The organism is Cuneatibacter caecimuris (assembly GCF_004216775.1).
Classification (GTDB): Bacteria; Bacillota; Clostridia; order Lachnospirales; family Lachnospiraceae; genus Cuneatibacter; species Cuneatibacter caecimuris.
The window spans coordinates 188,285-202,070 of sequence record NZ_SGXF01000001.1; the positions used below are offsets into that span (position 1 = coordinate 188,285).

The 13,786-nt window shown below is 50.8% G+C and carries 12 protein-coding genes; 3 read left to right on the forward strand and 9 right to left on the reverse strand.

Going from position 1 to position 13,786, the window contains the following annotated elements; all coding sequences use genetic code 11:
* Nucleotides 1–5: 5 nt before the first annotated feature.
* Nucleotides 6–1,172, reverse strand: coding sequence for a galactokinase (locus EV209_RS00920; protein ID WP_130432150.1), 1,167 nt, complete (start codon nucleotides 1,170–1,172; stop codon nucleotides 6–8).
* Between the two features lie 13 nt (nucleotides 1,173–1,185).
* Entirely contained in the window at nucleotides 1,186–2,109 is a 924-nt protein-coding gene (locus tag EV209_RS00925; protein WP_130432152.1) for an ArsR/SmtB family transcription factor, read from the reverse strand.
* A gap of 268 nt (nucleotides 2,110–2,377) precedes the next feature.
* Between EV209_RS00925 and EV209_RS00930 the strand changes: the two genes are divergently transcribed.
* Together EV209_RS00930 and EV209_RS00935 are read left to right on the forward strand one after the other, a co-directional pair.
* A complete protein-coding gene (locus tag EV209_RS00930; RefSeq protein WP_207220561.1) occupies nucleotides 2,378–2,782 on the forward strand; it encodes a GNAT family N-acetyltransferase in 405 nt (134 codons plus the stop codon).
* Between the two features lie 110 nt (nucleotides 2,783–2,892).
* Nucleotides 2,893–3,582, forward strand: coding sequence for an HAD family hydrolase (locus EV209_RS00935; RefSeq protein WP_130432154.1), 690 nt, complete (start codon nucleotides 2,893–2,895; stop codon nucleotides 3,580–3,582).
* A gap of 140 nt (nucleotides 3,583–3,722) precedes the next feature.
* On the opposite strand, the gene EV209_RS00940 is transcribed toward EV209_RS00935, so the two are convergent.
* A complete protein-coding gene (locus tag EV209_RS00940; RefSeq protein WP_130432156.1) occupies nucleotides 3,723–4,136 on the reverse strand; it encodes a GNAT family N-acetyltransferase in 414 nt (137 codons plus the stop codon).
* Between the two features lie 166 nt (nucleotides 4,137–4,302).
* Here EV209_RS00940 and EV209_RS00945 point away from each other — a divergent pair, with 166 nt between their 5' ends.
* Nucleotides 4,303–5,223, forward strand: coding sequence for a multicopper oxidase domain-containing protein (locus EV209_RS00945; protein ID WP_130432158.1), 921 nt, complete (start codon nucleotides 4,303–4,305; stop codon nucleotides 5,221–5,223).
* A 353-nt stretch (nucleotides 5,224–5,576) separates the two neighbouring features.
* Here the strand turns inward: EV209_RS00945 and rhaB are convergent, their stop codons facing one another.
* The 6 genes from rhaB to EV209_RS00975 all read right to left on the reverse strand — a co-directional run bounded on the left by rhaB (nucleotide 5,577) and on the right by EV209_RS00975 (nucleotide 13,782).
* Nucleotides 5,577–6,983, reverse strand: a complete 1,407-nt coding sequence (gene rhaB / locus EV209_RS00950) for a rhamnulokinase (RefSeq protein ID WP_130432160.1) — start codon at nucleotides 6,981–6,983, stop codon at nucleotides 5,577–5,579.
* 26 nt (nucleotides 6,984–7,009) lie between these two features.
* Complete coding sequence (gene mutY / locus EV209_RS00955; RefSeq protein ID WP_130432162.1) at nucleotides 7,010–8,215, reverse strand: A/G-specific adenine glycosylase; 1,206 nt, start codon at nucleotides 8,213–8,215, stop codon at nucleotides 7,010–7,012.
* A 12-nt stretch (nucleotides 8,216–8,227) separates the two neighbouring features.
* Nucleotides 8,228–10,027: an aminopeptidase P family protein gene (locus tag EV209_RS00960; protein WP_130432164.1), complete on the reverse strand. Its 1,800-nt coding sequence runs from the start codon at nucleotides 10,025–10,027 to the stop codon at nucleotides 8,228–8,230.
* A gap of 31 nt (nucleotides 10,028–10,058) precedes the next feature.
* Entirely contained in the window at nucleotides 10,059–11,036 is a 978-nt protein-coding gene (locus tag EV209_RS00965; RefSeq protein ID WP_130432166.1) for a D-isomer specific 2-hydroxyacid dehydrogenase family protein, read from the reverse strand.
* Between the two features lie 112 nt (nucleotides 11,037–11,148).
* On the reverse strand, nucleotides 11,149–12,567 hold the full coding sequence (locus EV209_RS00970) for an alanine/glycine:cation symporter family protein (protein WP_243647464.1): 1,419 nt from the start codon (nucleotides 12,565–12,567) through the stop codon (nucleotides 11,149–11,151).
* A 21-nt stretch (nucleotides 12,568–12,588) separates the two neighbouring features.
* Nucleotides 12,589–13,782: a metallophosphoesterase gene (locus EV209_RS00975; RefSeq protein ID WP_130432168.1), complete on the reverse strand. Its 1,194-nt coding sequence runs from the start codon at nucleotides 13,780–13,782 to the stop codon at nucleotides 12,589–12,591.
* Nucleotides 13,783–13,786 lie beyond the last annotated feature (4 nt).

Here is a 13,786-nt window from a genome sequence, read left to right on the forward strand (position 1 = left end):
CCTCCTCAATCCAGCTTTCTTGCGCCGTCGCCGATGCTCACCACGTAGAAATCAGCGGCATAGCCGATTTTTTCCAGGTACTTTTTGCCCACTTCTTCCGTAAAGGCTTCCACTGCGCTGTCTTCCACAATGCTCACGGTGCATCCGCCAAAGCCTGCTCCGGTCATTCTGGACCCGATCACGCCAGGCTGTTCCCAGGCGGCCTCTACCAGAGTATCCAGCTCAATTCCCGTCACCTCGTAATCATCCCGCAGGGAAACGTGGGATTCGTTCATCAGCTTGCCGAACAGCGCGATATCGTTGGCCTTGAGGGCCTCCACCGCGCGGATGGTGCGCTGATTCTCGTATACCGCATGTTTTGCCCTCTGGCGGTTCACGGGATCGGAAATGGTATCTTTTACTTCCTCAAACTGTTCTTCTGTCAGATCCCCCAGATTGTTGATGTTCACCACTGTTTTCAGTTCCGCCAGGGCTTTTTCGCACTGGCAGCGGCGCTCGTTGTATTTGGAATCCGCAAGGCCCCGCTTCTTATTGCTGCAGGCAATCACGATCTTGGCGTTTTCCAGCTTCAGGGGCGCATATGTATAAGAGAGGTCCGCGGTATCCAGGAAAATGGCATGGTCTTTTTTACCCATGGCGATGGAAAACTGGTCCATGATTCCGCAGTTCACGCCGTTGAACTGGTTTTCCGCCATCTGTGTGAACAGGCTCACCTGCACCATATCCACGTCAAACCCAAAAATCTCCTTCAGGATGACAGCCGTAACCACCTCGATGGAAGCGGAGGAGGAAAGTCCTGATCCGTTGGGGATATTTCCGAAGTACAGGATATCCAGGCCGCTGGTAATATGATAACCTTTCTGTTCGAATACCCACATCACTCCCTTGGGATAATTGGTCCAGCCGTCCCCGCTTTCATAGACAAAGTTTTCAGCCGGTACGGAAACCACGCCCCTCTGGGGGAAGTTTTCGGAATAGAAATTCATCATGCCTGTGCTGTTTTTTCTGGCCAGGGCATAGGTCCCGATGGTCAGCGCGCAGGGAAATACATGCCCTCCGTTATAATCGGTATGTTCCCCGATCAGGTTCACCCGGCCGGGCGCAAAGAAATATTCCGCACCCTGGCTTTCCCCATACACTTCCGCAAACTTTTCGAGTAAACGTTCTTTCATTTTTCCTTCTCCTTTATTCATATATTATTTTCATTACAATGTTCTGCCTGTGGTCTCCGAAGCTTTCGCCGAACAGATTCAGGCCGCCCTGGTGTTTTGCGTCCTCCCGGATTCCCAGGCGGACTGTTATATAGGGCGCGTTCTCCAGCTGAAACTGGCCGATCCCCCGGGAAGTGGTTTTCCTGCCGTCCACATAGCAGCCCTTTTCTGTGATCCTCCAGGTCTTCAGCTTCCCGTACTGCGTATTCTTATCCGGCCACCAGTCCGGATTCAGCCGTCCCCTCCTGCCGCCGTAATCGCTGGGGCAGGTCCAGGTTCCCACCTCCAGCCCGTTGACCCACATCGTGATGTCCGAAGGCCAATCCAGGTTGTATTCATGGTCTTCGCTGCACACTTCGGCGGAGATTTCCAGCGCCTTTACCTGTGCATCTTCCAGACGCCGGTTGGGAAAGCGGTATTCCAGATAACCGCCGCCCAGCCAGATCAGCTGCGCGTCCACCCGCTCCGGTTCAAAAAAGCATCTGGGTTCGTCCTCCTCGCCAATAGGGCCTCTGACTCCCACCAGCCCGCAGGTGGGCTCTACGGAATAATCCACAAAATGTCCCACCGGCATGGAGATTTCTTCCTGCCTGCAGGGCCCGGTTTCTCTGGTCTCCATCTTCATCTGCAGGCTGCCCGCGGAAAGCGTGCAAAGTTTCATAGAACCTCTGGTTCCCGGCAGCAGCTCCGTGCGGATCAGCCCCGCCTCTTCCAACACCTTCACATGCATGGCCGCGGAAGACTGGGGCAGCTCCAGCTGTTCCGCCAGTTCGTTCACATTGCCCGGCCCACGGCAGAGAAGCCGCAGCATCCTGATGCGCACCTCTGAGGACAGCGCCTTGCCCACGGCGGCCATCTGCCTGGCATCGTCCAGATTCAGATCCAATGCCTGTTCCATCGCTCACCTCCTTATTTCAACAATATTTTTGTTTTATAACATTTTTACTGATTTAAACATAACACAGATTTCACTGGTTGTAAAGCACTTTTCAGTTTTTCTTGCTTTATCCGGCAGCCAACCTTATAATGGTCATACCACGGGGCCAGGCAGATCATTTATCCTTATGAAAATGAGGGCGCGGCCATCGGCCGGATCGGAGGTATGAATATGAAATTGCGGAGCAGTGAATCTATCATTTAAATCTCAAATAGAAAGGATAAATATGATGATTCAATATCAGGAATTTACCAGTGAAATGCTGGAAGAAATAAAAGAAATTTACCGCCAGGAGGGCTGGAACGCCTATCTGAACGACGACGGGGCTCTGAAAAGAGCTTTTGACCAATCGCTCTGGCTGTTCGGTGCCTTTGAAGGCAGCCGACTGGTGGGATTTGTCAGATGTGTTGGGGACGGAGAACATATCCTGATGGTACAGGATCTGATCGTAGAGCGTTCCCATCAGAAGCAGGGTATCGGGAGCCGTCTTTTCCGGACAGCGTGGGAACGGTATCAGAACGTTCGCTCATTCCTGGTGGTCACGGATATGGAAGATCCGGTGGACAACCATTTTTATCAGAGCTTTTGCATGAAACCGATTTCTGCTAACGGCATGATATGCTATATGCGGTAAAAAACAGGCGGAACTGCCGCACTAAGATTTTTTAGTGCGCAGTTCCTTCTTATTTCATGCTGCCATGAAAAATATATAAACATTTTTCAAACTATGGAGCGAAGAATAACATGATAAAAGCAGTAATCTTTGATATTGGGGAAACATTAATCAAATATAATAAACCATTAAATTGGTCTGTTCTATACAGGCCTGCTTTTGAAAATATGGTGAAGGAATGCAGGTTGACTTTTACGGAAGCAGATTATAAGAACGCAATTCAAGCATTAACCATGTACAATACACGGACTTATCCAAGAGAATACGAGGTCAAATCAGATGACATTTTTATTGATATATTAAGTAAGATTACGTGTACAATTCCAGACATTAATAAGGCCAAACATGTATTTTATTCTTTTTTTCGGAATGAAGTAAGTGAATATCCTGAGGCAGAAGACGTTTTAAGGGAATTAAAGGAGAAGGCCAAAAAGGTATGCACATTATCCGATGTTGCTTATGGAATGGATAATAAATATGTGTTAGAAGATATAAAAGGATTATTAAAATATATTGATTTTCCGTTCACATCTATTGATATCGGTTTTCGTAAGCCAAATCCAACAGGGATATTTGTATTGGCTGAACAAATGCTAATTCGTTTGGATGAGATTTTATTTGTAGGTGATGAAGAGAAAGATATAAAATGTGCAAAAAATGCGAGGGTAAAATCAGTGTTGATCAACAGAAGCAGTGCCAGAAAGTGCTATGGACAGGATTATGAAATCAAATCATTAAAAGAGATCATGATGCTTGTATAAAAAGAGACTATTAAAAAAAGTCTGTAATTAAGAATCTTCTATGATAACGAAGGGCATAAGGCTTGAATTTCAGGCTTTCTGCCCTTGCTTTATATATAGAGTGTGTGAAACTTTATTTCATAGTCTCAATCAATCACATTTTACTTATGAATGACTTTCCGCATACCAGAACCACAAAATTCATGTGGAATTATTTTAAATCCCATTTTTTCATAAAATGCTTCTTTTCCTTTTACTGCAATCAACTGTATACTGGAACGTCCGCCGATTGGTGTAGCATTTTCAACATATTCAATTATCATATTGACAATTTTATTGCCGACACCCTGTTTCTGATAATCCGGGTGTACCACAATATCGGCTATCAAATAGTACACTCCATCACCTATCAATCTCCCCATTCCGATAGTGTGATTATCATCAACTGCTGTTACCGTGTATATACTATTGTCAAGAGCTTTTTGTGCCTGCTCTTTTAAATAAGGCAGCCACTCAACACTTTCCCTTAGCTTACAATAGTCCTCATAGTGCAACGCATTTTCTTTATATTCCATGTGCTTTACCTCTAATATTTAATTTTCTAAACACTTTCCTAAGTCAATAAAATCTTCATTATGTAAAAGTATTACGCTGCATGTCAGGCAGGATAATCTTCTGAAGCATATACATATTTTCAAAAAACTGTAATAGATTGTTACAAATAAGAAAAAGGACTTTTTTATGGTAATCACACCAGGAATCAAGGACTTGCCATATACTATTGTAAAAGGAAGAAAATTCTTTGAGCTGACAGCAGAGGAAATTTTGTGGGAGCTTGTGGACGGAATTGTCATCAAAGCTTGGGGCTATAACGGTTCCACTCCCGGCCCTACGATTCATGTTTTTCCCGGAGATAAAGTGACCATACGGGTCATCAATCATCTGCCCCACCGCACCAGCGTCCACTGGCACGGCCTGGAGGTGCCCAACCTCATGGACGGGGTGCCTCCTCTGGAGCCTTCTCCCTATATTTATCCGGGAGAATATTTTGATTACTCCTTTACGATCTGCAATCCTCCCGGCACTTACATGTATCATTCCCATGTAGAGGTTCCCATCCAGGATAACGCGGGCCTGTTCGGCGGGCTCATCGTAGAAAATCCATGCAGGACGTGTGATACTCCTGATAAAGATTATCTTTGCATTCTTCAGGAATGGGCGGTCAACGCGCTGCCCTGGGGAGATCTCACGCCGGGCACATATCCGCTTAACTTTGTAAAGCCGATGTTCAATTTCTTTACCATCAACGGAAAAAGCTATCCCCAGACACTGCCTCTGCAGGTGGACTGCGGCGATAAGGTGAAAATACGTTTCGGGAATATCCAGATGCACCACCACCCCATCCATCTCCACGGGCACCAGTTCCGGGTAACCGGCGCGGACGGCTTTCCCATCCAGCCGGCAGCTCAGATCTGCAAAAATACAATTCTTGTGGCCTCGGGTGAAACCTGGGACGTGGAATTCGTGGCCAACAATCCGGGCGTATGGCCCATGCACTGCCATATGCCGCACCACGTGACCAACAATGGCGTCCCCACGCTGGGCGGAATGTTTACCACGGTGAACTATACGGATATGAATCCTAACGTGCCGGAATACTAAAGCTCGCTCCCTCATTTGCAGCCCTATCATCGGCAGCGCTGTAAGGACTGTAAATGAAGGGAGGCCTCTAAGTCCCCAGCAGCTCCCGATGCAGGGCGGCTTTTTATGTTTCCTGTTCGCTTCCTGACGCAGCCGATCGAATTATCTTAAAGTATTCCTGCAACAGGGCCTCTTCTTTTTTTCTTCCTCGGTCAAGCCGCAAAAATGCCCTTTCGCGTCAAAATACATATCCTTTTCTGATGCTTCCTCATGATTTTTAAGTTTCAGCAACTGCAAAATCTCTTCTTTGTCACAGCCTTTCTCCTTTTCCTCAAGCTTCTCAAGCAATGCCCGGGCAAAAGCGGCTCCTCCGCTCAGACCTTCTTAGCGTCAAAAGATGCCGCCACACAATTCCTGGCGTCTTCCAGCTTCTCAAACACCCCGTCCTTCAGCATCTGCACCATCAGATTGCCCAGCGCGGTTCCTTCCACCGGCCCGGCATAAACCTCTTTGCCGGTATATTCTTTCGTCTTCTGGTTCAGATAGCCGTCCTGGCAGCCGCCGCCGACGATATGAAGGCGTGTAAAGGTGCGGCCGGTCAGTTCCTCAATCTCAGAAATCGTATCCGCATAACATTTTGCCAGGCTGTTGTAAATCACCACCAAAAGTTCCCCTGTAGTGGCGGGCACCTGCTGCCCGGTCCTTGCGCAGTAATCCTTCACGGCCTGGGTCATGCTCTTCGGGGCCAGGAAGGTCTGGTCGTTCACATCCACCATGGAAGGAAAACCGTCCGCTTCTTTTGCCAGGGCGATCAGTTCCGGGAATCCATACTGATGCTCTCCCTGGTTCAGTTCCCGGCGGACGCTCTGGAGCATCCACAGTCCCATAATGTTTTTCAGGAAACGGAAACGGTGGTCATAGCCGCCTTCATTGGTAAAGTTAAATTTCCTGGCAGCCTCAGAACAGTCCGCCTCTTTTCTTTCAATTCCCATCAGGGACCAGGTGCCGGAACTTAAGAATACAAAATCGTCGTCATTTGCCGGAACTGCCAGCACCGCGGAACCCGTATCATGGGTGGCAGGCAGCATCACTTCCAGGTCAAATCCCACCTGTTCCCGGATTTCAGGCCGCAGATTCCCCACCTTTGTGCCCGGCATACAGAGTTCTCCGAAGATGCCGGAAGGGATGCCCAGCCGCTCCATCAGCTCTCTGTCCCAGCCGCAGGTCTTTGCGTTCACCAGCTGGCCTGTGGTCGCGTTGGTGTATTCGTTTTTCTTGACTCCTGTCAGCAGGAAATTGAAATATTCAGGAACCATCAGGAAAGACCTGGCCTGCTCCAGATATTCGGGGTGCTGTTCCTGTAAGGCAGTGAGCTGATAGATGGTGTTGATCAGCGCCTTCTGGATGCCGGTGCGGCTGTACAGCTCCTCTTCGGAAATTTTCCCAAAAACCACATCGTCCATGCCTTCTGTGCGGCTGTCACGGTAGGCGTAGAAATCGCCGATGACCTGATCCTTTTCATCCAGCAGCACGTAGTCCACGCCCCAGGTGTCGATTCCCATAGTCACAGGGATCTTTCCCAGTTCCTTACAGGCCTTCAGCCCGTTTACAATCTCTTCAAACAGCCGGTCATGCTCCCAGCAGAGGTGGCCGTCCTTCATCACATTTCCATTGACAAAACGGTACACTTCTTCCAGCACAATTTTGCCGTCTTCCATGTGCCCAAGGATATGGCGGCCGCTGGACGCACCGATATCAACTGCTAAATAGTACTTCATCATTACATCCTCCGTCTTATATGATACATTTATAATAACTGCTTTCCTGCAGAATAGCAAGATCTGGGTTTATCTTTTTTCACTTTCCCGATCCATTTGGCGTAAGTCCGCAGCGCGCTGGGCACGGAATACCGTTCCCTGACCTCTGATTCAGAAGCCCAGAAAGGAGCCTCAGGCAGAACTTCGCCAAGTTCCGGCCTGATATGGTCCGCAGATTCCGGAACCACCGCGTAACCGGTCATCCGCCATTCTATATGGGTAAAAATATGCTTTGCCTCCCCCAGCGGATTGACGCTCACCGGAACTCCCAGAATGGCCTGCCACTGCTCTTTTGTGTCTTTGTCAGTCATTTTTCCGGCTTTCCAGGGAAACTCATACAAACTGGCCAGCAGTCCCTTTTCCGGTCGTTTCTGCACCAGTACCGCCCCGTCCCATTCCACCAGAAATATGGTTTTTTCTTCAATCTTTCTAGGTTTCTTAGGCGCTTTCACAGGAATCTCTTCTGTCAGGTTCTGCCTCTTTGCCAAACACAGGCCGGAAACCGGGCAGGAATCACAGCAGGGCGCGCCGTTAGGCAGGCATACGGTTGCTCCCAGTTCCATCAGCGCCTGATTCAGGTCCCCAGGCTGGCCGCAGTTCTCCAGAACTGGCCGCAGCTCCTGCTCCATGGCTTTTTTGGTGGAGGCTTCGCCGATATCCGCCCGGCTGGCTGTAATTCTGGAAATTACCCGCAGCACATTTCCGTCCACCGCCGGTTCCGGAAGTCCAAAGGCAATGGAAGCGATGGCTCCCGCCGTATAGCTGCCGATGCCGGGCAGCTTCTGCAGGCCCGCGGCAGATCCGGGCAGCTCTCCACCCCAGTTTTCCAACACTTGTTCCGCCGCTTTTTTCATGTTCCGCACTCTGGAGTAGTATCCCAGCCCTTCCCACAGCTTCAGCAGCTCCTCTTCCTGCGCTTCCGCCAGCTCCCGAATTCCGGGCAGACGTTCCATGAACCTGGAATAGTAGGGCTTTACCGCCTCCACCCTGGTCTGCTGCAGCATGATTTCCGATACCCAGACATGATAGGGCGTGGGGTCGGTCCGCCAGGGCAGAACCCTGGCGGAGGCGCGGAACCAGTGAAGCAGCGGTCCTGCTATTTTCCTCAGCCGTTCCTCCCGGGAAAAAGGACGGGCTGCGTCCTCATAGACCTGCAGCCCGCCATATAGATTTTCTGTACATCCTTCTTCCTTCATTTTACCTCCGGATTATCTGGACAGAGGCCTGGTATTTTCTTTCAGCCAGGCTCGTTCTTCCTCGTTCAGGCGGCCTTGGAGCTTTTCGTATACCATTGCGTGATAATCATTGAGCATCTTCAGTTCTCTGTCCGACAGGTACTGCACATCTACCGCATCCAAGTCAATGGGGCAATATGTGATGTTTTCAAATTCCATGAACTGGCCATACTCATTCTTCTCCGCCTTCCTGCAGACCAGCTCATTTTCCGTACGGATTCCATGGCTGCCTTCAATGTATACGCCAGGCTCGTCTGTGGTCACCATGCCTTCCTCCAGCGGCGCGCTGTCATTGCGCTCCGGCACGATTTTCCAGCGGAAGCCGTTGGGCGATTCATGGACATTTAACAGGTATCCGATCCCATGGCCTGTGCCGCATTTATAATCCAGCCCCATTTCCCACAGGGGCCCCCGGCTCAGGATATCCAGATTCATGCCGCAGCAGCCATACAGGAATCTGGCGTTGGCCAGGGTCAGCATGGAACGCAGCACTGTGGTAAAATGCAGCTTCCACTCCTGGGGAACCGGCCCCAGCACAATGGTTCTGGTAATGTCTGTGGAGCCTTCATAGTAATGCCCGCCTGAATCCACCAGCAGGAAGCCTTCCGGCTTCAGCACTGAGTTGGACTCAGGGGTAGCGCTGTAGTGCATCATGGCGGCATTGGCATTATAAGCGCTGATGGTATTGAAACTCAGGCCCAGGTTCCCCTCCTGCTCCCTTCTGCAGGCTTCCAGATAGTCGGATGCGCTGATCTCCGTAATCTCTTTTTTGCCGATATTGGATTTCAGCCAATACAGGAATTTCACCATAGCCACGCCGTCCTTGATATGCGCCCGGCGAAGGTTTTCCAGTTCCACAGGATTTTTTATTGCTTTCATCAGCAGCGTAGGATTGGGCTTGCTGATGATTTCCGTTCCCTCCGGCAGGCTGCTGCAGATAGCTGTGTTTACTTTTGCTCCGTCCAGCAGCACCTTTTTTGCTTTCAGGTCTTTGACAAAACCGTAAATCCCGTCATAAGGCATCAGCGTGACATCATTGCCTTCCAGATAGGCCCGGACTTTTTCAGACAGGGTTGCCGGATTGATGAAAAGGAACAGCTTTTCAGGCGTCAGCACCACATAGGAAAGCACGATGGGAAAGTTAGGAATATCTCCACCCCTGATGTTCAGCAGCCAGGCGATATCGTCCAAGGAGGTGAGGATATGGGCCTGCGCGCCTTCCTCTTCCATGGCTTTGCGCACCTCATCCACTTTATCTTCCATGGATTTTCCGCTGTAACGCTCTTCCAGAATAAATACTGGTTCGGCAGGAAGGGAAGGACGGTCTGTCCATATTCTGCCCACCAGGTCCTCTGCCACAGACAGTTTTCCGCCATGGCTGTTTACCGCCTTCTCCAGCTTCAGACCCAGGTTTCTGTTCACCACACGGCCGTCAAATCCCAGACAGCCGCCTTCCGGCAGCTGATCCTGGATGAACTCCTCCACCGTGGGCACCCCTTCCTCTCCCATGCGGTAAAGCGTTACGCCGCTTCCTTCCAGCTGGGCGGCCGCCTGGATAAAATAACGTCCGTCCGTCCAGAGCCCTGCTTCTGTCATGGTTACAACTGCCACTCCGGCGGAACCGGTAAAGCCGGTCATATAGCGCCTGGCTTTAAAGTGGTCTCCCACATATTCGGATTCGTGGAAATCGGATGTGGGAATCAGGTACACGTCCACGCCGCTCTCTTTCATCAGGTCCCTCAGGGCCTGCAGTCTTTCTGGTATTGTATTCATTCTCTTAACCTCCTGTTTGATGATCTGTATGTTATGATACCCGGTATGGGTCGGGTTTTCCTGTGAGCTCAGCCGCGCAGGCGGCGATGGAATGCTCCACCATATCACTCACAGCCTGGTCTGTAAAAAACGCGGTATGGGGCGTCATCAGCACGTTTGGCATAGCGCTCAGGATGGACATCTGGTGATGGCATACCGGCCGGTATTTGTAATCATTATAATAGATCGCCTGCTCATTTTCCACCACGTCCAGGCCGGCAGCTCCCACTTTGCCTGTCTCCAGAGCTTCGATCAAAGCATCCGTGTCGATCAGGGAACCTCTGGCTGTATTCACCAGCACCACGCCGTCTTTCATCTGCGCCAGGCTCTCCCGGTTCACCATATGGAAGGATTCCTCCGTGGCGGGAGCGTGAAAAGTGATGACGTCGCTCCGGGCAAACAAGTCTTCCAGCGTGACATATTCCGCGATCTGTTTCAGCTCTTCTCTGGGATACAGATCGGAGGCGATCAGCCTGCAGCCGAATCCGGAAAGATGCCGCAGTACGGCGGCGCCGATTTTACCGGTCCCCACCACGCCTACTGTCAGCTGCTGGAGTTCTCTGCCCCTGATTTCTTCCAGGCCGAAATCCTGTCCGATATAGCGGTTCAGGATGGGTTTCATTTTCCGCAGCAGCATCAGGATCATCATGATCGCGTAGTCCGCCACAGTGTTCGGCGTATAAGGGGCATTGGTCACCGGGATGTTCAGTTCTCCGGCTTTTTTCAGGTCAATGTGCTCGTAGCCGATGGTCCTGGTGGAAATGCACCGAACCCCGCAGGCATGCCAGGCTTCGATGACTTTTGCTGTCACCGGGGTGGTGATGATGCTGACACAGTCGCAGGGTATTTTTCCCGCGTTTTCTTCAGTGGGCGGATCTGAAGACATCTCCACTTCTATATGATATTTTTCTCCGAATGCTTTGAAAAACGCGCGCTCGTCTTCTCGCACGCTGTAGGCAAGCATTTTCATGATGGTCAGGCCTTCTTTCTTCTTTGGGTTTATTTTGTATTATTATTCTATCGATCACTTCCAGATTATAGACAACCACAGGGAGAAAAGTTTCCTATCCCGCCGCTCCTATCTAGTCACTTCCTTCCAGTCTCATCAGACAGCCCCGCAGCTCCGCCACAGCCTGCCCGCCCAGCACGCCCAGCGCCAGCAGGTTCGGTATTGCCATAAAGCCGTTGAATATGTCGGACACCAGCCAGACCAGTTCCAGCCTGGATACGCATCCCAACACAATAAAACAGCAGAATACGATCTGGTACACTCCCACCGCTTTCTCACCAAAAAGATAAGCCACCGCCCGTTCCCCGTAAAAGGACCAGCCCAGCAGCGTGGAAAAACCGAACATGGTCATGGCAACCGCAATAAAAATACTTCCTGCCCCGCCGAACACGGAGGAAAACGCCTGGCCCGTGAGGGCCGCCCCATTTGCCAGCGCATCCAGAGTGCCGGATGCCATAGCATTTAAGTAGATGGTTTGATTATACACGCCGGAGCAGAGAATTGTCAACGCAGTAATCGTACAGACTACAATGGTGTCCAGAAACACTTCGCAGATTCCCCACATCCCCTGTACGGCAGGTTCCTTCACATCTGAGGTAGCGTGGACCATCACCGAGCTGCCCAGGCCCGCCTCATTGGAAAATACGCCTCTGGAAATCCCCACCTGCATAGCCCGGCGCATGCCGTAGCCCGCCGCTCCGCCAAGGCCCGCTTTCCAGGAAAAGGCTTCCCGGAAAATCGCGCCCACAGCCTCCGGCAGCGCCTGAAAATGAAAAGCGATCACAGCCAGCGCGCCGAGAAGGTAGCATACCGTCATGCCCGGCACCAGTTTATCTGTAATTCCTGCAATCCGTTTAATCCCTCCTACAATCACCACACAGACAAGGACTCCCGTCACAAGTCCTGTCGCCAGCTGCGGAACCCCCATCCCTGCGTAAAGAGCTTCAGCCATAGAGTTCGCCTGCGCCATGTTGCCTATCCCAAAAGACGCCAGGACGCAGAAAGCGGAAAACAGTACGGCCAGCCATCTGCAGTGCAGGCCCTTTTCTATGTAGATCATCGCCCCGCCCACCCAGCTGCCGGATTTATCCTTATATCTGTAGCGTATTCCCAGAGTTTTTTCCGCAAAGTTTGTCATCATCCCCAGGAAAGCCGAAATCCACATCCAGAACACAGCGCCCGGCCCCCCGGCAACAATGGCGGTAGCTACGCCAGCAATATTTCCGGTTCCTCCTGTGGCCGCCAGCGCGGTGCACAAAGACTGGAACTGGGAAATCGCATGATTTTCTCCTGTTTTACGCACTTCTTTGTGTTTTACAAAAGCCAGCAGCGTTTGGCCAAGCCAGGTTTTCAGCCCCGTGAGCTGAAAAAAGCCTGTGCGGACCGTAAAATAAACGCCAGCTGCCAGAAACACAAATAACATAGGCGGCCCCCAGAGAATCTCCCGGATTCTCTCACAGACCGCCTCAAACACTGCCAGATAATTCTCCATAGTCCCTCCCCGGTTTTATTTTTACCGGAAGGACACGTTAATAAAAACCACCTCACTGTCCGTACCGATCCTCATGTTCGGTCCCCACAGCCCAATTCCGGAGGTCACCACAGAATGCATGTTATCCTTTTTCAGATAACCGCAGGCATTTTCCCAGAACAGATCAATGGTCAGATTTCCGGGAAACATCTGCCCGTCATGGGTATGGCCGGAAAGGTCCATATCCACCCCTGCGTCTGCCAGCTCCTGCAGTTCTCTGGGTTCGTGGTCGATCACAATCACCGGTTTGGAAAGGTCCAGTCCTTCCGTCAGTTCCTGGGGAGTCTTGCGCACTTCCGCCTTCCGTCCGGGCTTTGCATAATCCAGACGCCCGGCCAGATAAAGAGAATTGTTCACGCAGACCACCTCATCCTGCAGCAGATGAATTCCGGCCTTCTCCAGGAATTCTTCCATTCTGGGATCGCTCATTTTCCGTTCTTTTTTCGATACAGTAAATCCCCCCAGGATGGATTCCGCCACATCATGGTTTCCCCAGCATGCATAAACACCATATGTGCTGCGGATGCTTTTTAGAACCTGGATAATCCTCTCCGGATCGGGAACCGCCTCATATTCATTGTCAAACATATCTCCTGCCACACAGACCAGATCCACGTCCGCCGCGTTGATTTTCTCCACCATCCTCCGCATCTGCCCCTCGCCGATGTTGTAGCCCAGATGCCAGTCAGCCACCAGCGCGATTTTCAGATTTTTTCCCAGATCGCAGGTTTTATCTATGGATACCTCATAAGTAGTTTCTTTAATGTTTTTTACGTGCTGCGTGCCCAGGACAGTAACGATAATCAAAGCTGCCATCAGCACGGTTCCGGTAATATTCAGCGTTTTTCTGGAGCTGAAAAATTCTTCTTTCAGCACACGGGTGCGCTTCAGCGCCAGCCGCAGAACATCAGCGATGAAAATCGCCATCAGCATGTACATCTGGCAGCCCAGCCAGTAATTGCTCAGCAGCTTTGTAAATCGCTTCAGCGGCGTTCCTGAAGGGAGGAAAAACGCGATCAGCATGGAGCCGGCTAAAATTACATAAACTGTAATAAATATGGCGGGAAATACTCTGGTGGAAAAATCTCTGGTCATGGACCTCAGCCAGGCCATGCAGCGCCAGAGAACATAAGCGTTGAGAAGTATATACAGAGGGATTACAATCAACAGGGCCATTATC

Excerpts from the sequence above, each read along its gene's own strand:
- EV209_RS00920 (WP_130432150.1), bottom strand. The coding sequence starts at position 1,172 with ATGAAAGAACGTTTACTCGAAAAGTTTGCGGAAGTGTATGGGGAAAGC.
- EV209_RS00925 (WP_130432152.1), bottom strand. The coding sequence starts at position 2,109 with ATGGAACAGGCATTGGATCTGAATCTGGACGATGCCAGGCAGATGGCC.
- EV209_RS00930 (WP_207220561.1), top strand. The coding sequence starts at position 2,378 with ATGATTCAATATCAGGAATTTACCAGTGAAATGCTGGAAGAAATAAAA.
- EV209_RS00935 (WP_130432154.1), top strand. The coding sequence starts at position 2,893 with ATGATAAAAGCAGTAATCTTTGATATTGGGGAAACATTAATCAAATAT.
- EV209_RS00940 (WP_130432156.1), bottom strand. The coding sequence starts at position 4,136 with ATGGAATATAAAGAAAATGCGTTGCACTATGAGGACTATTGTAAGCTA.
- EV209_RS00945 (WP_130432158.1), top strand. The coding sequence starts at position 4,303 with ATGGTAATCACACCAGGAATCAAGGACTTGCCATATACTATTGTAAAA.
- rhaB (WP_130432160.1), bottom strand. The coding sequence starts at position 6,983 with ATGATGAAGTACTATTTAGCAGTTGATATCGGTGCGTCCAGCGGCCGC.
- mutY (WP_130432162.1), bottom strand. The coding sequence starts at position 8,215 with ATGAAGGAAGAAGGATGTACAGAAAATCTATATGGCGGGCTGCAGGTC.
- EV209_RS00960 (WP_130432164.1), bottom strand. The coding sequence starts at position 10,027 with ATGAATACAATACCAGAAAGACTGCAGGCCCTGAGGGACCTGATGAAA.
- EV209_RS00965 (WP_130432166.1), bottom strand. The coding sequence starts at position 11,036 with ATGAAAATGCTTGCCTACAGCGTGCGAGAAGACGAGCGCGCGTTTTTC.
- EV209_RS00970 (WP_243647464.1), bottom strand. The coding sequence starts at position 12,567 with ATGGAGAATTATCTGGCAGTGTTTGAGGCGGTCTGTGAGAGAATCCGG.
- EV209_RS00975 (WP_130432168.1), bottom strand. The coding sequence starts at position 13,782 with ATGGCCCTGTTGATTGTAATCCCTCTGTATATACTTCTCAACGCTTAT.